Genomic DNA, 19,093 nt, shown 5'->3' on the forward strand with positions numbered 1-19,093 from the left:
CTTATAGGTAGGGGCGGCCATAAGGGATTGCCCCTACGTAAATCAGGTGTTATCTTCCTGGCGAATAGTACGAAAATTACGTTATGATTTTCACACTTTGAAGTAATCTGGAAGGTCATGAACCTCCTGGTATTGTACCTTCGTGACTTCGGAAACCTCTCAGTGAATTTCCTGAACCCTCCAACCATTTTTTTCTTGCTTACCATTCAGAGCGGTTTTATCCTATTTTAAAAATGAAACCAGTTGAAGTTAAAGAAGAAATTCCCCTCGATAACGTTGAAAAGAAGGAGATAAAATGCCCAAAGAATTGCTACTAGAAATTGGAACTGAAGAAATACCGAGTAGCTTTGTCCTGATGGCTCTCAAGGACATAGAACAAAACGCGAGAAAACTATTTGAGACTTATCGGATTGGTTTTTCTGAGATAAAAGCCCTGGGAACCCCTCGTCGTTTAACTCTGTACATGGGTCAGGTTGAGGAGAGACAACAGGATTTTGTTACAGAAGTTCTGGGTCCTGCAAAACGTGTGGCTTATGATGAAAAGGGGAATCCTACAAAGGCTGCATGGGGGTTTGCCCGGGGGCAGGGAGTAACGGTTGAAGAACTCCAGATTAAGGTGACCGACCGAGGAGAGTATGTCTGTGTTATTAAGCGGGAGAAAGGCGGCGAGACAGATACGCTACTTCGTAAAATTCTACCGGAACTCATAACTTCTTTATCGTTTCCTAAATCCATGCGATGGGGAGAAAGCCGTTTAAGATTTGCCAGACCGATTCACTGGATTCTTGCCCTTTTTGGAGGGGAAGTGGTAGATTTTCAACTTGAAGAACTCCGAAGTGGTTCCTTGACCTATGGTCATCGATTTCTCAAACCGCAAGCCATCCCAATCCAGGATTTTTCCACTTATCTTCAAGCCCTTAGGGAAGCTTATGTGATTGTAGATCCCGATGAACGACGGGAATCTATCCAGAAACAACTTGTAGAAGTCGCCTCTCAGCAAGGGGGTAAACCTCTGGAAGATGAAGCACTTCTGGATACTGTTACCTTCCTGGTCGAATATCCCAGGGTTATTTGGGGTCAATTTGATCCGGGCTATTTAAAATTACCCCGGGAACTTCTGATTACAACCCTGCGTGAACATCAAAAGTACTTTTCTGTAGTGGATTCCAGGGGTCAACTGCTTCCTTACTTTCTCGTTGTCAGCAACATGGTGGCCAGGGATATGAGTATTATTCGGCAGGGAAATGAGCGGGTTCTGAAAGCCCGTTTAGCCGACGCCGAATTTTTCTTCCATGAAGATCAGAAACGTCCTTTAGAAACTCGATTAGAGGATTTAAAGCAGGTTATTTTCCAGGAAAAATTAGGAACTTCCTATGAAAAGGTTCAAAGATTTACTCAATTAGCTTTATATCTAGCCTCGATGGTAGATGAATCCTCAAAACCCCTGGTAGCTCGGACAGCACAGCTCTGTAAAGCAGATCTGGTTACGGAGATGGTCAAAGAATTTCCCAACTTACAGGGAATCATGGGAAGCGAATATGCCCGGTTATCCGGAGAACCCGAAGAGGTCGTGAAGGGAATCCTGGAACACTATCGCCCCCGGTTCGCAGGAGATGCGATCCCAGAGTCAACCTCCGGAGCGCTGGTCAGTCTGGCAGATAAATTAGACACCATTGTGGGTTGTTTTGGGATTAACCTGATTCCCACCGGTTCTGAGGATCCCTATGCACTTCGACGACAGGCCCTGGGAATTATCCATATCATCCTGGGGAAAGAATATTCCCTGTCGCTGAATGCTCTGATTTCCCAATCCTTACAATTACTTCAAGGAAAACTTCTTCGACCTCCTGAAGAGGTGAAAAAAGAAGTTCTGGAATTCTTTAAAGTTCGATTTATAAATCTCCTGACCGGTCAGGGAATCCGCCAGGATACCATAGAAGCCGTACTTTCTGTGGAGTTTGATGATCTGGTTGATAGTTATAAGCGCATCTTAGCCCTTGCCGAATTTAGAAATGATCCGGGCTTTGAATCGCTTCTGATTGCCTTTAAGCGGGTCATCAATATTATCCCCAAGGGCTTCTCGGGTAAGGTAAATCCGAATCTTTTCGAGCGTGACGAAGAAAAGGATCTGTACCAGGCCGTACTTAAAATAAAAGATCTGGTTGCTTCAGCCTTTGCGCAGAAGGAATACAGAAAAGCTTTGACCGAGATTTCAACCCTTCGATCTCCGGTCGATAGGTTTTTTACCGGCGTAATGGTGATGGTTGAAGATCCGGAAATTCGCGCTAATCGTCTGGCCCTGCTGGATACTATTGCAGATCTCTTTAGAGGATTTGCAGATTTCTCCAAGCTGGTGGTCTAAAAATGGCCCCTCAGAAAAATGATATCCAGGTGGTACTTAACCGATATCAACTGGCAGATTCTCTTAACCTGTCAGAATGTGTAAAAACCTACCCTTTAAAAACGCTCCGAAGGGATCAGGTCCTACTTAAGAAGGCTCTCCTATCGGCCGATCCAGAACTGGCGCCCTTCTTGAAAAAAACCCTTCAACGGGTTAAAAAGGCCATCCAGGAAAGAAATGAAACAGGTCAGGCGCTAATAGAGAATCTCCTTCAAGTACCTCCTGAGATTTTCACCCTAAACCAACCTCTAGATAAATTACTCCAGTATTGGAATCTCTTGGAAGATATCCAGATCTCCTGGGAATCTGATCCGGAAACTCAAAAGCGTTTGACCCAGGCCACCGCGAATCTCCTTGAAGCCCTTAATATTAAGTTTCAACTGGATTTTTTTAATGGGTCTCCCGAATTAATAGCCTTTAAATACTCGGAAACCCAATTACAGGATTATAAGTTCCTATTAAAGCGCATCCTCTCTACGGTGGATAAAACCTCGGATCTCTATAAGATTTATCAGGTGGTTTTAGCGAATCTCCATCAAGGGCTCATCCTGTTTCTAAAAAAGATAAAACCGATCAAACAATTACATACTTTCCTCGAGGGGGTTCCCGAGCAAATTCTCATCCATGACATCCAGCAATATCCGACGAAAAAGCTGGAGGATTATAAAACATTTCTCAAAACGACTCTTGAAGATTTAGAGACCCTTCAGATTAAAAATTCTCACCTGGAAGTTTTTAAAGAACAATGTCAAACTCTGTTAGTAAGAATCTTAATCCCTCTTAAAGTACGTAAAGCTTACCTGGTTCAGGCGATCCGGGTTTTGAGACTCTGCGACCATATCATGCTTATTGATGAGAAAAGTATCGCTAAAAATTTAGCCAGAACTTTGATAAACTGCAGAGGGCTACTCAGGCAGACTTATGGATTTTTTAAGAAACATCCTTACCACATGGATGAGGCTGTAGATTTAGAAGTTATTGAGAAGGCCGAAGAAAAGATAGTACAGTCCCTTAAATTGCGGGGAGGAATGATCCAGGCTATTTGTCGGAATCTGGATGGTTTATCGATCCATCAACTGGCTCAATTTCCTCCTGTCATTCTCAGAAATACGTTGGATCTTTTAAAGGAAACGGAATCTATTCTAAGTGAATATATAGGCCTGCGAATGCCTGTAGCCCAATCGGTTGAAAGGGTTTTGGAGTTGGTCCAGCGAAACGCTGAAAAAGTGGAAAAGGTCTTTAACTTAAAGAAATCCTCGGTATCCCCACCCAACCTTTCTAAGAATTCTCACCTGTCCCTTCCCTCCATTTATGAGATTGCCAGGTATCCAACCGAGCAACTTTATAAAGGCCGCCTGGCCCATCTTGTTTTTGACTCCATCGCAGTCCTGGAACAGGCAGTCAAAGACCTGCCTGTACCAATCTCTCTGGTAAAACCCCTTGAAATCAGGATAGAAGAACTCGAGGAATATATCCTTTTCCTCTCTCAGGAATATGCAGAGGAAGAAATGAACCAGGAGACCGAGAGGGAAGTTTTGAAAATGACGGAAACGCGAGAGTAAGGAAGTGTGGAAGTATGGGGGTGTGGGAGTATGGGGATGGGGAAGTATAAGTACTTATTTTCGTATGCCCTCCATACCCCTACACTCCTATACCCCCACACTCCCACACCCCCATACTTCTATTTATTCCCCTTCCTGCCTGCGATGGATCCAGATCTCTCCACAAAATTCCGATTGGCTGAGAAAGATCTGACCCAATTTTGCCAGTTCTAAGATTCCGAGAAATAGCACGATGAGTTCGACCTTATGAAGCGTGTTTTTAAGCAGGGTGGTAAAAGAAAGGGAAGGAGTGGTTTCAAGGATCTCCAACAACTCAATCATTTTTTGTTGAATATCAATTCGTTCTACTTCCACCCGATAAGGGGTCTGAGCTTCTAGAGACTTCAAAGCCTTATGAAAGGCCGAAATCAAGTCAAATAAACTGACTTCAAACTCATACTCGATTTCTACATCGGGTCGCTCTTCTGGAAGAGGTTCTCTGACATAGAGTTGACTTTGATAGGTATCTAATTCCTCCAGTTTCAGAGCCAGTTCTCGAAATTTCTGATACTCTACGAGCTTCTGAACCAATTCCGTTCTGGGATCTTCCTCTTCCGGATTTTCTGCTTGAACCTGGGGTAACAGCATCCGTGACTTAATATGGAGGAGTGTAGCCGCCATAACCAGGAACTCTCCGGCTATTTCCAGGTTTAACTCTTTCATGGCCTCTAAATACTCCAGATATTGATGGGTTATAAGGGCGATGGGAATATCGGAGATATCGATTTTGTTCTTTTTGATGAGATGTAAGAGCAGATCCAGGGGACCTTCGTAAATGGGTAATTTGATATTATAAGGCATGGTCTTGTCCGTTGTCCGTTGTCCATTGCCAATCATAATGGGCAACAAACAACGGACAATCTTTTACTTTAGTTTAGAAGCTTTGTCAAGGCTTTTTGGAAATCTATTGACAGATTCAAAAAGTTAAACTAGCATGTGTATATGCAGCCGCATTCCCATGATCCACACCATCGACCTCACCCTTCCCATTCTGAGAAGGAGAAAATTAAGTTTTGTTATCGTTGTGGAGGTTCTCTCATTGAAAAGTTCCTGACAGAGGAAAACAAACCCAGACTTATATGTAGTCGGTGTGAACTGATCGTATATCTGGATCCCAAGGTTGCAACCGGAACCATTCCTCAGAAGGAGGGAAAGATTGTTTTATTGAAGAGAAACATCGAACCTGCACGGGGTAAGTGGACCTTTCCAGGCGGTTATATGGATCGTGGTGAAGTTGCATCGGAAGCCGCCATCCGTGAAACCAAAGAGGAAATCGGTCTGGATGTCAAAGTAACCTCGCTTCTAAATGTTTACTCTTACCCGGGTGTGGACGTGATCGTTATAGTTTATCTGGCTGAAATCCTTGGAGGTGAACTTAGTCCAGGTCTGGAAGCTCAGGAAGTCCGATTCTTCTCTCCAGATGAAATTCCCTGGGAAGAACTGGCTTTTCAAAGTACCCGAGATGCTTTACGAGAGTTATTAAACCGTAACAAGAGGTATTAAACCGTAAAATGTAAAGCGTAAAACCCACACGAAGATCCTACCTTACGGGTTACGTATTACGGTTTAATGGTATATGGCAAGGAAATTATATCAATTTGAAAACTCCCCGTTCTGTCATAAAGTAAAAATCGTAATGGCCGAAAAAAACCTGACCTATGAAACTATAGAAGTTCCAAGAACGGATAAACGGGAACTCATACAGGTATCCGGCCAGGAAGCTGTGCCCGTCCTCGTGGATGATGGGAAAGTTATTGTAGATTCGACCTTTATCTCCGAGTATTTAGAAGCAACCTATCCGGAACCCCGGATTTACCCCCAAAAGGAAGAAGACCTGGGTCTGGCTCTTATGATTGAAGATTGGGCCGACGAGGTATTTTGTGCCACACGACGTCAGGCTTTCTTCGAATCCCTCAAACCGGCCGGGGAAATTAACCAGAAAGTTCTAGAGGAAGCTCTACGAATGTTGCAGATTCACTTCTCCGTACTCGATAAATTCCTGACCGGGAAAAAGTTTCTGGTAGCCGATGAATACAGCATCGCGGACATTTCGGTCTATGTTCAAATCCATCGATTTAAAAACTCTATGAAAATGGAAATACCGGCTGAATATAAAAAGGTTCAGGCCTGGTTTGACCGGGTTGAGCAGAGGAATAAGATAAGGGTTTAGGGGTTATGAAGATCGTGATTTGTGGAAGTATGTCTTTCGCCAGAGAAATGCTGGAAGCTCAAAGGATCCTGGAAGCTCAAGGGCATCAGGTGGTTATTCCCAAGTTTACGGAAGAGCATGCCAAACAACGACTACCTAAAAATGAAGATGCCAATCGAAAACGGGAATATGATTTGATCCGGGATTATTACCGGAAGATTTTAGAAAGTGATGCCATCTTGGTTTTAAATTATGACGCTCATGGGATCCAGGGGTATATCGGAGGAAATTCTTTTTTAGAGATGGGCTTTGCCCATGTTTTGGGTAAATCTATTTATCTGCTTTATCCTATCCCTAACATGAATTATGCCGATGAAATGCAGGCCATGGATCCTATTATTTTATATGGGAACTTATCCAGATTAAGCGTAAAACAATGACAACCCGTATATTTTGTAAAATTAATTTTGATCTATGAAGGTTATCCTTGTGAGTTCCAGGGTACTTCAGGATAGACTCCCTAAAGCAGTCCTCTGGGGTCTGGAGGTTACTTCGCTCTGGACTTTGGCTCCTGCTGCCTTAGCAAGGTACCGGTCGTTTTTACTTTGAAGCCTAGGGGGAGTTAACGATTAACGTTATGATGACCTTTTTATGAAAGAGAGTCTGAAAGAGCTTCTTGCCAGGTTAGATCCGGAGTCTTCTTACCAGTTATGTTTTCAATGCCATAGCTGTCAGGTTCGGGTAGTGGTAGAGGCCGGGAAAGAACTTTATACCTGCAATTTATGCGGTTATAAAGGGGGGCGGCAGATTTTGGTAACCCCCGATTTACGCTATGACTTTACCCCCGAAGGGCTATGGCGGCACTTTTCCGTAGGAGGAGTTATTGAACGGAACGGTCGTTATCTCCTGTTTAATCGCCGAAAATATCCTTTTCAATATACTCTTCCAGCTGGACATTGGAACTGGCAGGAAGCAGATCCCCAAGATGCCCTCATTCGAGAAGTTTATGAGGAAACCGGATTGCGGGTTATAACGGCAAAACTCCTGTATCAGGAGGATGTGTTGGGAGATACCTGTCGTAGAGGTTCTGATATCCATCATTGGCATCTTTATCGCTGTATTTGTGAAGGAGAACCCCGAACAGATGAGGATGAAGGTGATTTTATCAGTTGGTATACGCCCGAGCAAATTCAGCAATTGGAGTTAACCACGCCAACCCGATATTTTCTCACGAAACTCAGAATTCTGACATGAACTATAAAAACTTACATCCTTGGGATGTCGATCCCAATCAAGCGATCCAAATCCAGAAGCAGTTGAGAGATCAGCTTATTCTGCAAAAGACCCAGGAAATTTACCGGCGGATTGCCGGAGCCGATGTCTCCTATGATAAGGGCTCAGATATTTTGTATGCCGCCGTGGTCGTTTTAGAATTACCGAATCTTCAGATAATAGAAGAAGCCTCGGCAGTGGGTCGATCTACCTTTCCTTATATTCCAGGGTTACTGGTTTTTCGAGAAGCCCCCATCCTGCTCAAAGCCTTTGAAAAAATCCATCAAGAACCCGATGTCATTATGTTTGATGGTCAGGGTATTGCCCATCCTCGTGGGATTGGAATTGCCTCCCAAATGGGCTTGTGGCTGGATAAACCTTGTATCGGATGTGCCAAAAGCAAGTTGTTCGGAGACTACCGGGAAGCCGATCTGGGCCCCAAGGCCGGTTCTTATACGCCTTTGACCTACCGGGGTAAGATTATCGGCGCAGTTCTTCGAACCCGGGATAATGTCAGTCCGGTATTTGTCTCTGCCGGACACAAAATCGATCTGGCCACTTCCATCGAACTGGTATTAAAGTCCTGCCAGGGTTATCGCATTCCAGAACCTACCCGTCAGGCTCATAACCTGGTAAATAAAATTCGGGTTGAAGGGAACCGGTCACCCAAAGCTCCTGGAGGGGCACAGATGGATTTGTTTGGTTAAAAGAAGCCAGTTTGAGGTTTACAGGCCACCTGCTCCAATCGGATGAGAACTTCCTTTGGATCGATGGCTGTCTTGAAGAAGAAGACAGAACCCGGAACTTCTTTGAAAGCGGATTCACTTACCTTGAGGTCCTGGGATACGGCAATGATTAAATTTTGAAGTCCGGCCCTACGGAGTTTGGTCAGTTTCCGTTCAATATAGTCTGTCCGCCAAAATCCCACAATTTCCAAGAGTCCGACGCGTCCATCTCGCCTATGACGAAAAGCGAAATCCGGAATGAAAACGGTATCTTTGAGGTTTACGATCTCGGTCTCTCGCTCTAGAATCCAATCACCGTTTAGTTTTTCAAATCGTTCTGCAAATTTCTCTTCCAGGAGGGAGTCATAGGGGGTTGCATCCTTATAGTGGGATTCAAGCTTATGGGTTTCACTATCCAGAACAAAGTAACGCTTATCTTGATCCGAGGAAACAATCTCCGCCTCCATCTTCCATTTGGTACAGAGTAAAAGAGCCGGCAGAAAAGTAGCCATACGAATTCCATATTTTTTAGAGAGACGGAACAAGCTCATGGGCCCATCGAGAAGGATTTCATAGCCACTGTCCAGGTCCCCCGTAACACTATGCAGAAGCTGGTAGAATTTGATAAATTTAAAGAGTTGTTTGTATCGAGCCGGAATATTACGATAGGCAATTAAACGCATGCGTACGCAATTGTAGAGAATTCCCTGAGCCAGAGCCAGGTTATAACGATGGATCAACCACTCTGGAGTTGGGGGTTCGAAGGTGGCCAGGAGGTGATTCTGAGGTAAATCGGCATACATATCTGAAAGGACTGCTTCCGGTGGGATCTGGAGCTCCGAGGCAACCCCCCGGATAATATCCTCCCGGGTAACGGGATGGAGAATATCCGGATTTAAGACGATGGGACGATTTTCCTCTGCCAGTTGAAAAAGTTTCTTCCTTAAGGCAGCCGGTCCCACTCCACCGGCTACGACGACATGAAACTCGCACATATCCATGAGAAGTTTGGAAAATCCGCGATGAATCAGATAATCAGGACTATCTGCCAGATGAAGTCGAAGGGCTTCTTGAATCTCCCCTCGGGTTTTTCCTTTGTGGGCGTTAATCAGGTTGATAAGGTCTGTAGCCAGCTTGAGGTACTCCTCCTGATCCAACCGGATATATTTGGGACCGATATAGGGTCCTTTCTTCCATGTACGAAGTAAATCTGCCGTTAACATAAAATCACCATTGAGAAGTCAGAAACAGGCATTCTTTTTATTGGCATATACAGGTTTCCGGTTATTTTGGCAAGAAAAAAGTTGCTTCTCTAACCTATCAGGTGCTAACAATATATAGTGTATGGCAAGATTTCCTCCTCTTGAAGAAACTGCAAAATTCTTGAGTGATCCACATCTTCAAGGTCGATCTCCTGGTACTGAAGGTCATGAGACGGCTAAGGTCTATTTGATAGAAGCTCTAAAAAATCTCAGCTTTTCCCCTGCCGTTCAAGGTTCTTGGGTGCAACCCGTTTTTCAGGATCATTGGGAAATCGGCCAAAATATTGTTGGGGTAAAGTTTGGGAGTGGAGAAAGCTGGATTCTGGTGGGTGCTCACTACGACCACCTGTATGGTATCCCGGGGGCCGATGATAACGCGGCGGCCCTTTCAATTCTATTAGAAACCTCCAAATTTTTAGACGGATGGAAGGGCTATTCCAATTTGGTCTTTGTATTTTTTGATCTCGAAGAACCTCCCTACTTTTTAACCCCTTTTATGGGAAGTGTCCAGTTCGTAGAAAGATGTCCATTTCCTCTTAACCAACTTAAGTGCGCAGTTATTCTGGATCTTTGCGGTCATGATGTACCTATTTCGGGCCACGAAAATGCTTTGTTCGTACTGGGAGCCGAATATGCAACCGGCTTAGTTCAGGCTGTTCGTAGCTCGGATATGGGAGATGGTCTATCTATTTACATGAGCCGCAATGTGCGTATTGGGGATCAATCCGATTATCACGCCTTTCGTCTCAGAGGTAAACCATTCTTGTTTCTTACTTGTGGTTGGTGGGCCCATTATCACCGTCCAACAGATACTTTCGAGCGTCTCAACCTTATTAAAATGAAATCTATTTCTCAATTTCTAGTCAGACTTATCAGAACCTTGGATGAAAGCATCATAGATACTCGCCAACGCCCGGATTTTGTAGATGTGGAAGCTGAGGCCCTCAGTCGACTTCTAGGCATTCCGATTCCTAAAAATCCAGATGCTGTGGATGCAGCCGCATGGAGGGTTATTGAGAAACTCTTGCCGTGAAGATTATCGGACTTTATTTGGGCTCCTGAATTCACAAAACAGATACACATTTTATCTTAGACCTCTTTCCTGGGGCCATACTAAAAAACTGTGTAGATCTAACTGAAAATCCCACTGTGTTCGAAATTTCCAAATTCAAGATACGGTTTTTTGGTAGGGTCCCGCTTACTTAACCGGTAAATGGATTTACAAACGAGTGCACTCTTAACCGACCTCTATGAGCTTACCATGCTTCAGGGGTATTTTGACCGGGGGATGGAAGAGATAGCCGTCTTCGAGTTCTTTGTCCGTAAGTTGCCCCCTACACGAGGTTTTCTGATAGCAGCGGGTCTGGAGCAAGTTCTGAACTATCTAGAAAACCTCCATTTTACTTCCGAAGAACTGGAGTGGCTAGCAGGTAGTGGCCGTTTTAGTAAGGATTTTGTGGATTATCTGGGACGATTGAGATTTACAGGGGATGTTCATGCCATGCCGGAGGGGACTATCTTCTTTTCAGATGAACCCATCTTACGGATCACGGCACCCTTGCCCCAGGCCCAGTTGGTAGAGTCTCGATTGATTAACCTGCTTCACTTCCAGATCCTTATTGCTTCTAAGGCTGCACGAATGGTTCTGGTTGCACCGGGAAAGCTATTGGTGGATTTTGGTTTGCGCCGTGCTCACGGTGCCGAAGCCGGTTTACTGGCAGCGCGGGCCAGTTATCTGGCCGGATTTTCCGGTTCGGCTACGGTGTTAGCCGCTCCTCTTTTTGGGGTGCCGATATACGGTACTATGGCCCATTCCTTTGTTCAGGCCCATGAGGATGAAGTAGCCGCCTTTGAGAACTTTGCCCATGCACAACCGGATAATGTGGTTCTCTTAATCGATACTTACGATACTGAAGCAGCCGCCAGAAAAGTGGTAGCTCTGGCCCCACGCTTAAAGAAAGAAGGTATTACCATCAAATCGGTCCGCCTGGATAGTGGAGATCTGGCCGACCACGCTCGAAAGGTACGTCGTATTCTGGATGAAGGGGGGCTCAAGGAGGTTCGAATCTTTGCCAGTGGCAGTTTGGATGAATATGTATTGCGGGATTTGATAGCTACCAACGCTCCTATTGATGGCTTTGGCATTGGTAGTCGTTTAGATACTTCCTCTGATGTTCCTTATCTGGATTGCGCCTATAAACTCCAGGAATACGCCGGACGTGCACGACGTAAGCGCTCTGAAGGTAAGGCTACTTGGCCGGGGCGTAAGCAGGTTTATCGTTATTACGGACCGGACGGTCGCATGGCCTATGACGTCGTAACACTTGAAGAGGACACCCAGGAGAATGGAAAAGCCCTCGTTCAACCCTTCATGAAAGCCGGTCGACGTCTGGCCCCTCCGGAACCACTTTCAGATTTACGTAAGCGGGTTGCAGAAGAGTTGGCCCGCCTGCCTGAACATTTGCAAAAACTCCAGGAAGAACCTCCTTACCCCGTGAAAATATCCCAGGCCCTGCTCGATCTGGCTCAAGCCGTAGATGTACGTTATAGGTGAGAACCAAATTTTAAGAATCAAATGCTCGTAGTATTTTTCCCATTAATACCTAAATTATAAGGACAGCTTCCTGAGACTGTCCTCACCTTCTAAAACCAGGATGACCGGATTCCAACCTCATCCAGGTGGCGCAACAGGTCCGCAGGATCTTGATAAACCCGATAAGCCCCTGCACGTTCCAGTTCCTCCTGACCGTAACCTCCTGAAAGTAAGCCAACCCCCAAAGCCCTGGCACGGCGAGCGGCCAGGAGGTCCCAGACACTATCCCCTACTACAATCGAGTCACTTAGGGATACTCCCAGACGTTCGGCAGCAGCCAAAAATAAGTCCGGATCCGGCTTGGCATGCTGAACCAGGTCCCGGGTGATGACGGGTACTTCAGGACCTATTCCAAGAATTTCCAGTGTAGGGCCTGCGCTCTCCCACCGCCCACTGGTCGCAATAGCCCACGGTACTCCAATTTGTGAGAGATAGCTTAAGAGCTTTCTGGCACCGGGAAGCGGACGAACCTGTTTTATTTTTTGAGCATAGGCTTTTGCGTGTAACTGCTGGAGTCGTGCCGCTTCTTCCGCAGTCACCTGACGACCGGTTTCCCGTAGAAGCGCATTCAACAACAACCCTCCGCTCATTCCAATCCGACGATGGATACGCCACACAGATAGTTCGATACCGGCTTCCTCCAAGGCTTCCCGCCATGCCAAAACATGCTGATAAACACTATCTACCAAAGTCCCATCTAGGTCGAATAAAAAAGCCATTTTACCTCTCAGGGTTGTTGCTTCGTTGGTTTGGTTTTCCATTCCCGGGTGTTGCCCGGAGCTATCTGAAACTGGTTGATGCATAAGGTTCCTCCTTGTCTTTCTCTTGGGTTTTATAATGGAATATCAGTTATAAAATCTACCCTAAAGGGTGAGTCCCCTGCCAAAGAAATTTCCGGTTCCTACAAAATTACTAAAAGTATAACAAAGGTAGTACCTTGTTTATTTAGTTTTACTTGACTTTTAAGTAGCCCTCACCCCCTGTCCCCCTCTCCTGTGTAGGGGCGGGAGGCCTCCCGCCCCTACGGAGAGGGGGAACTGGGGGGCTAGGGGGGGGATGGGGGTGAGGGTCGCTTAAAAGTTAAGCAAAACTAAGTAAACCAATTAACAGAAACGATCTGGTAGGATAAAGTTTCAATAAAACCCGAGGTGGAAGAAAAATAAAGGATGGAAAAGAACCGTTTTTAACCTTAAAATTAACCCATGAGGGTGTGAAGTAGAATAAAGCTTAATTTAAAAGGAGGTTTTAGAAATTATGAAAATTCAAGAGCTTGGACATGTGGTTCTTTACGTAAGTAACCTGGAGCGATCCCGGCATTTTTATCGAGATATCCTTGGCTTCAGAGAAATCGCTTCCCGGGGAAATATGGCCGTATTTTCATCTGGACGGACCCATCATGAGCTTCTCCTTATTGAGGTAGGAGCAAATGCAACTCCCATTCCTTCAGGACGCCGTTTAGGTATGTATCATTTTGGTTTAAAAATTGGCAATAACGATGAGGATTTGAGAAGTGCTTTAAAAGAACTCAAAGCAGCCGGTGTCTCTATTATCGGTGCAAGCGATCACACGGTCACCCATAGCCTTTATATCGAAGACCCGGATGGGAACGAGATTGAACTTTATATCGATGTACAGCCTGAGATCTGGCGCGAGAATCCCCAGGCCATCCTGGCCGAAATAAAACCACTTAAATTATAATACATCCCACCAAGTCCCACACTTTGACCTATAAAGGCCTGGATGAGCCGGGGCAAGATAAATTTTCGGTTTGTAAATTATATTTCCCTCACAGAAGTCAGTAAGGAAAATTGCAACCCTTGAAAATAAACAAGATTTTAGAGCTTATAATTGACATTTTAAATGAAGTTTATAAATTAAAAGCGAAGGTAATTCTCCCTTGCCTTCTAAACTAAAGGGAGGTAGGGTATTCTGGGAAAATATCGCTGTAGATTTAGACATTCCATGGGAATGCCTGGTCTGCTTTATCCTTATGAGAGGAGTGGAATTATGAAATTTGAGGTTATCCGGTATGCGATGATTCAAAAACTCGGAATGATTTCAATGCTTATCGGCTTCATTCTTATCCTTTCTCTTCCATCTTCCGCTGCGCCCATCCCCTCAAACCTGTCAAGTACAACTCCTGTATCTCCGGATAAAAATGACCTGGAAACCATTCGCCAGTTTCTGGAAAATAAGATGGTACTTGAGAAATTAAAGGCCTTAGGGCTTGATGAAGCTCAAGCTAAAGAGAAACTGGGTAAATTAAATAAAGAGCAGATCCACACCCTGGCTATACAGATTGACAAACTTGTTGCGGGAGGCAAACAAGACTTTACAAAGAATTCTGCCATTACCATAAGTGATAAAGCTCTCCTTTATCTTTTAATCGCAGCCGTCTTCATTATTCTTATCCTTGCCCTGGCTAAATAATACTACGATAGTTCTGATTTTAAGGCGGCTTAACCCAGTTGATAAGGGAAGCTCATGGTGAGAAGATATCTTTTCCCTTTTCTCGTTGTGGGGTTGTTGAACTCTTGTAATTCCAAACTCCCGGATACGCTTTTTTCCTTTTATAATTCTGTTGAAGCTTATCATCTCGACGTACCCTTTGTTCCTCAAGAAAAGGAGGGTTATTGTGGACCTGCCGCGTTGACCAGCGTGTTAAATTACTGGAAAGATAAGGTGGATCAACGTCAGATTGCGGAAGCTACCTACTTACCGTCCATAGGAGGTACGCTTTCCTTTGATCTTGCCCATTATGCAAAAACCCGGGGATTCCATGTGGAGCTCTATTCGGGAAGTTTTCAAGATTTAAAAGATAAAATACTCTCCGGATACCCCCTTGTGGTGGTGGGAGGATATCAGAGAGATGCCCTGGGTCATTATATAGTTGTAACTGGTTACAATAATCGTAAACGGCAAATAATTGTCCATGATGGAAAGTCAGCCAATGTAACCATTCCCTACAAGAGGTTTTTTTCACTGTGGAATAACATGGATAGATTAACCATTTTCATAATCCCCCAGAAATAGAAATTATGCGAAAATATCCTTGGGTCCTCATCTGGAGCTGTATTTTTTTTGTTTCTCAAGGGTGTGGGGTCCTAAAGTACAGACCTCAGAAACCCCTTCTCACGCCGGGAGAATATAACGATCTGGGAGTTACTTACGAAAACCAGGCACAGTATGAACTTGCCATCAAAGCCTATAAAAAGGCCCTTGAGATTCAAAAAAATTATCTTACCGCCTGGATTAACCTTGGAAACGTTTATAGCAGAATGAAAGATTATCCTAAGGCAGAAAAAGCTTACCGACAAGCATTACGTATCGATCGATCTTCCTGGATCGCAAGAAATAATCTGGCCTGGATATATGTGGAACAGAAGAAAAACTTGGAAACTGCCTTAACTCTCGTTGAGAATTGTACCGATATGACTTCTGAGTACCGGTCTTACTGTCTGGATACCCTGGGAATGATCCACTATTATAACGGGAACTCGAATAAAGCTCTGGCACTGATTACAGAAGCAATTCAATCCACCTCCCCTGAGCAATCTACTTTACGGAGCCAGCAGTATTTCCACCTGGGTATGATTTACCTCTCCCAACAAGAGAAAGACAAAGCTATACAGTGTTTCAGGCGATCCATTGAATCTGAACCTGGAAGTGGGTGGGCTGAAAAAGCCAGGGAACAGCTCAGGTTCTTGCAAGTTACCGATTAGCTCCAAACCTGTCATACATTTCAGAAACAATTCTCAATTTCAGGTCAATTTTTTTTGACATCCTATAAGATTTTAAATATAGTAATCGACAAGACTAGTGAAGAATTATTCACAGACCCATTTGCCAGGGCAGCTTTTCTTAGATTATTTGTTTTCCCATAGACCATGGTTGTATATCCTGTTAGGGTATTTTCGTGTTAAAAAAATCTTTACCGCTTATAAAAATTTTCATAGGATTCCTGTTGGTTTTGACAGGGATATCCGACCTGATGGCTGCAGAGCCTATTATACTCGAAGGACAATTGAACGGATATTCCCTGGGAACCCACAGCGACATCTTAGAAGATAAAACAAAGGTATGGACCTTGGAAGATATCCATTCAGATAAAATCTCCGCTTTATTCTCACCTTCTCAAGAAGAATTCCCGGCCTTTGGATTTACTTCATCGGTTTACTGGATCCGCTTCACGGTCATCAATCCACTGGATAAAGAAGTACCCTGGTTTCTTGAGGTTGCTTATCCTCTCTTGGATGATATCGACTTATATATTCCCCAACCCGATGGTCAGTACCGCCTGAAAAGAACCGGCGATCATCTCCCTTTCGATACCAGAGAGGTTAATTATAGAAACTTCGTTTTCAGACTTCAAGAGAGTCCTGGGGGTCCCCATACTTACTATATTCGGTTTGAAACCGAAGGGGTCATGAATCTCCCCCTCAAGATGTGGTCCTCTATACCTTTAGCCGAGAAGATGGCTCAGGAACAGATCTTATTGGGAATATACTATGGAGCCATACTGGTTATGTTGGTCTATAATCTCCTTATTTTTACCTCTGTGAGGGACAAAAGCTATCTGTATTACGTACTGTTTAATACGAGCTGGCTGTTAGCTTTATTTATACTTAATGGTTTAGCATTCCAGTATCTCTGGCCCCATAAACCCTCATGGGCCAATATAAGCCTTCCATTTTTCTTTTGTCTGACCTATGTATGGGGGTTACAGTTTAGTCGGTCTTTTCTGAATACACCGGACTTAACACCCGGTTTCGATAAAATTCTACGTGTTTTATTGATCCTGGCCGGGGTAGGAATCTTATCTTCCCCTTTTATACAGTTTGCCGTTCGACTGGCTAATCTATTGGCTGCCTCTTCGGTATTTGTATGGATAACCGGCTTTATCTGCCTGATGCGGGGATGTCGCCAGGCTTATTATTATGTTATGGCCTGGTCTGCTTTACTTTTTGGAGTTTCAGTATTCGCAATGGGAAACTTTGGGATTTTACCTCATAATTTTCTTACCGATTGGGGTCTTCAAATCGGCTCAGCCTTGGAAGTTGTATTGTTCTCCCTGGCACTGGCGGATCGAATTAATACCTTGAGAAAAGAACTTACGGCCCAGCAAAGGTTCTTGGGGGAAGTACTGAATCAAATCCCGGCCGGTATCATCATCGCCGAAGCTCCTTCCGGGAAGTTTATCCTTAGTAATAACCAAATGAAGCATATTTTAAGCCATCCTTTTCTCCCATTTTCTAACATCAGAGAATACTGCGAGAACAAAGGTTTTCATGCTGATGGCCGACCCTATACACCTGAAGAATGGCCGATAGCAAGGTCCATCCAGAGAGGTGAAGAGGTGATGGGAGAAGAAATTGACTTTCTTCGGAGTGACAATACCTTAGGTACTCTGCGGATTAGTTCTGCTCCAATCCGTGACCGTGATGGACAAATCATAGCCGGTGTGATGACTTTCTACGATATCACCGAGCGAAAACGATTAGAAAATGAGCTTCGGGAACAAGCTAAAGCCTTAATAGAGGCTGATCGACGTAAGGATGAATTCTTAACTATGCTGGCCCATGAATTACGAAATCCCCTGGCTTCTATTTCTAATACTCTGGAACTGATTCATCAACATAGCGAGGATCCTGGGTATCTTTCTCGGGCTCTGGATATTTTAGTGCGACAAACCCGGTCTTTAACCCGGCTGGTCGATGACCTGTTAGATATCTCCCGGATCACCCGGGGTAAGATTACGCTCCGGAAAGAACTCCTGGAGCTCTCTATAGTAATATCCAGAGCTGTTGAAACCGCCCGGTTCTCCATCGAGTCCCGCAAACACCACTTGCTGGTATCCTTGCCCGAAGAACCTTTATGGCTCATTGCAGATCCTGTTCGAATGGAACAGATCCTTGTTAATCTGTTAAACAACGCGGCAAAATATACAGATCCCGGGGGACGTATCTGGTTAACAGCCTATCTTGAAGGTAAGGAGATCGTACTTCGGGTACGGGATACAGGAGTTGGTATCCCGGCCGAACTCTTACCGCGTATTTTTGATCTTTATGTTCAGGTTGATCGCTCTCTGGATCGTTCCGAGGGAGGCCTGGGAATTGGACTCACACTCGTTCAGTATCTGGTACAACTGCATGGAGGGAGTGTTGCTGCCTATAGCGAAGGTGTTGGTCGGGGAAGTGAATTTGTAGTACGTCTCCCGGCCCACTTGGGCTTTGCATCTAAAGTGGAAGGGTCTGCCCTGGAAAGTCTAATTCCGCTAACTCAAGGTAAAAGAAGAAAAATCCTCGTGGTGGAGGATGATAGTGCTGCCTTGGAAACCCTCAGCGAACTCTTGAAACAATGGGGTCACGAGGTAAAGGTTGCTCAAACTGGCTCTTCGGCACTGGAAACGGTTATCCACCACCAACCCGAGGTGGTCATATTGGATATCGGTCTTCCGGATATGGAGGGTTATGAAGTAGCAAAGCAGATCAGGCAAGGAGACCGGGGACAGGAAATTTTACTTGTGGCCTTAACCGGATATGGAGAAGAAACCCGGCGCCGATCTCAGGAAGCGGGATTTGATTATCATTTTACAAAACCTATAGACCTTGCCGCTTTGAAGGAAGTATTAAAAGTCAAAAAGATACTTCCCAGAGATACTGGGTTAACTCCAGAGTTTCAGTAGTTAGAATCCTTAATCTTTCCCGCTATCTTCCAGATTCCACCAACTAAGCCCGCTATGATAAACCAAATGCCGAAATACAGTATATCCTTAAAATCTTCCCAAACGGCACCTGCTCCAGGTTCCTTTATTTGTTGATAGCTCCATTCTGCTTCTTCCCATTTCTCCTTGAGATCTTTCCGTTTGCCTGTTTGCTCTATCTCTCTATCCCGGTCAGCTAGGCCGACCTTCGCTTTTAACTCCTGAATTTTTGTACTCTCCTTTTTCATCTTTTTGGTGAGTTTGCTTTTTAGATATATTTTTCTATTTTTACTTATTTTAGAATTTAAATAGAAAATAAAAGATATTCAATGATATTTTATACTAAAATATATCAAGAAAACTGCCCAAAATTCATACTGTCAGTTT

18 protein-coding genes are annotated in these 19,093 nt (G+C 44.5%); 14 read left to right on the top strand and 4 right to left on the bottom strand.

Translation table 11 applies throughout. The annotated features are described in order from the left end of the window. Nucleotides 1-295 precede the first annotated feature (295 nt). Together glyS and VNM22_18615 are read left to right on the top strand one after the other, a co-directional pair. A complete protein-coding gene (glyS, locus tag VNM22_18610) occupies nucleotides 296-2,362 on the top strand; it encodes a glycine--tRNA ligase subunit beta (protein HWP49174.1) in 2,067 nt (688 codons plus the stop codon). A 2-nt stretch (nucleotides 2,363-2,364) separates the two neighbouring features. Then, on the top strand, nucleotides 2,365-3,963 hold the full coding sequence (locus tag VNM22_18615; GenBank protein HWP49175.1) for a hypothetical protein: 1,599 nt from the start codon (nucleotides 2,365-2,367) through the stop codon (nucleotides 3,961-3,963). Nucleotides 3,964-4,086: 123 nt separating this feature from the next. On the opposite strand, the gene VNM22_18620 is transcribed toward VNM22_18615, so the two are convergent. Next, nucleotides 4,087-4,803 (bottom strand): segregation/condensation protein A, encoded by a 717-nt coding sequence (locus VNM22_18620; protein HWP49176.1) that lies wholly within the window; start codon nucleotides 4,801-4,803, stop codon nucleotides 4,087-4,089. Nucleotides 4,804-4,944: 141 nt separating this feature from the next. On the opposite strand from VNM22_18620, the gene VNM22_18625 reads away from it, so the two are divergent. The 5 genes from VNM22_18625 to nfi all read left to right on the top strand — a co-directional run bounded on the left by VNM22_18625 (nucleotide 4,945) and on the right by nfi (nucleotide 8,130). Continuing rightward, the gene (locus VNM22_18625) at nucleotides 4,945-5,505 is read left to right on the top strand and encodes an NUDIX hydrolase (GenBank protein ID HWP49177.1); all 561 of its coding nucleotides are present in this window, start codon (nucleotides 4,945-4,947) and stop codon (nucleotides 5,503-5,505) included. A 73-nt stretch (nucleotides 5,506-5,578) separates the two neighbouring features. Next, the gene (locus VNM22_18630; protein HWP49178.1) at nucleotides 5,579-6,172 is read left to right on the top strand and encodes a glutathione S-transferase family protein; all 594 of its coding nucleotides are present in this window, start codon (nucleotides 5,579-5,581) and stop codon (nucleotides 6,170-6,172) included. A 5-nt stretch (nucleotides 6,173-6,177) separates the two neighbouring features. Further along, nucleotides 6,178-6,591 carry a hypothetical protein gene (locus tag VNM22_18635; protein HWP49179.1) on the top strand — a complete coding sequence of 138 codons (414 nt, stop codon included), beginning with the start codon at nucleotides 6,178-6,180 and terminating at the stop codon, nucleotides 6,589-6,591. A gap of 211 nt (nucleotides 6,592-6,802) precedes the next feature. Beyond that, complete coding sequence (locus VNM22_18640; GenBank protein HWP49180.1) at nucleotides 6,803-7,405, top strand: NUDIX hydrolase; 603 nt, start codon at nucleotides 6,803-6,805, stop codon at nucleotides 7,403-7,405. Beyond that, entirely contained in the window at nucleotides 7,402-8,130 is a 729-nt protein-coding gene (nfi, locus tag VNM22_18645) for a deoxyribonuclease V (protein HWP49181.1), read from the top strand. Before VNM22_18640 ends, nfi begins: the two co-directional genes overlap by 4 nt. Here the strand turns inward: nfi and VNM22_18650 are convergent. Next, entirely contained in the window at nucleotides 8,127-9,371 is a 1,245-nt protein-coding gene (locus VNM22_18650) for a DUF790 family protein (GenBank protein HWP49182.1), read from the bottom strand. The genes nfi and VNM22_18650 overlap by 4 nt on opposite strands. A 121-nt stretch (nucleotides 9,372-9,492) precedes the next feature. Here VNM22_18650 and VNM22_18655 point away from each other — a divergent pair, with 121 nt between their 5' ends. Continuing rightward, nucleotides 9,493-10,443, top strand: coding sequence for a M28 family peptidase (locus VNM22_18655; GenBank protein ID HWP49183.1), 951 nt, complete (start codon nucleotides 9,493-9,495; stop codon nucleotides 10,441-10,443). Nucleotides 10,444-10,623: 180 nt separating this feature from the next. Continuing rightward, complete coding sequence (locus VNM22_18660) at nucleotides 10,624-11,964, top strand: nicotinate phosphoribosyltransferase (GenBank protein HWP49184.1); 1,341 nt, start codon at nucleotides 10,624-10,626, stop codon at nucleotides 11,962-11,964. 89 nt (nucleotides 11,965-12,053) lie between these two features. On the opposite strand, the gene VNM22_18665 is transcribed toward VNM22_18660, so the two are convergent. Next, nucleotides 12,054-12,806 (bottom strand): HAD family hydrolase, encoded by a 753-nt coding sequence (locus VNM22_18665; GenBank protein HWP49185.1) that lies wholly within the window; start codon nucleotides 12,804-12,806, stop codon nucleotides 12,054-12,056. A 451-nt stretch (nucleotides 12,807-13,257) separates the two neighbouring features. Between VNM22_18665 and VNM22_18670 the strand changes: the two genes are divergently transcribed. From VNM22_18670 to VNM22_18690, 5 genes are all read left to right on the top strand, one after another. Further along, nucleotides 13,258-13,701, top strand: a complete 444-nt coding sequence (locus VNM22_18670; protein HWP49186.1) for a VOC family protein — start codon at nucleotides 13,258-13,260, stop codon at nucleotides 13,699-13,701. A gap of 309 nt (nucleotides 13,702-14,010) precedes the next feature. Continuing rightward, on the top strand, nucleotides 14,011-14,433 hold the full coding sequence (locus VNM22_18675; GenBank protein ID HWP49187.1) for a PA2779 family protein: 423 nt from the start codon (nucleotides 14,011-14,013) through the stop codon (nucleotides 14,431-14,433). 54 nt (nucleotides 14,434-14,487) lie between these two features. Beyond that, nucleotides 14,488-15,036 carry a C39 family peptidase gene (locus VNM22_18680; protein HWP49188.1) on the top strand — a complete coding sequence of 183 codons (549 nt, stop codon included), beginning with the start codon at nucleotides 14,488-14,490 and terminating at the stop codon, nucleotides 15,034-15,036. 5 nt (nucleotides 15,037-15,041) lie between these two features. Next, on the top strand, nucleotides 15,042-15,725 hold the full coding sequence (locus VNM22_18685) for a tetratricopeptide repeat protein (protein HWP49189.1): 684 nt from the start codon (nucleotides 15,042-15,044) through the stop codon (nucleotides 15,723-15,725). Between the two features lie 194 nt (nucleotides 15,726-15,919). After that, nucleotides 15,920-18,688: a 7TM diverse intracellular signaling domain-containing protein gene (locus VNM22_18690; protein ID HWP49190.1), complete on the top strand. Its 2,769-nt coding sequence runs from the start codon at nucleotides 15,920-15,922 to the stop codon at nucleotides 18,686-18,688. On the opposite strand, the gene VNM22_18695 is transcribed toward VNM22_18690, so the two are convergent. Continuing rightward, the gene (locus VNM22_18695) at nucleotides 18,682-18,954 is read right to left on the bottom strand and encodes a hypothetical protein (protein HWP49191.1); all 273 of its coding nucleotides are present in this window, start codon (nucleotides 18,952-18,954) and stop codon (nucleotides 18,682-18,684) included. The two genes, VNM22_18690 and VNM22_18695, sit on opposite strands and share 7 nt — an antisense overlap. Nucleotides 18,955-19,093 lie beyond the last annotated feature (139 nt).

Source organism: Candidatus Limnocylindrales bacterium (assembly GCA_035559535.1).
In the GTDB taxonomy this organism is placed as follows: domain Bacteria; phylum Moduliflexota; class Moduliflexia; order Moduliflexales; family JAUQPW01; genus JAUQPW01.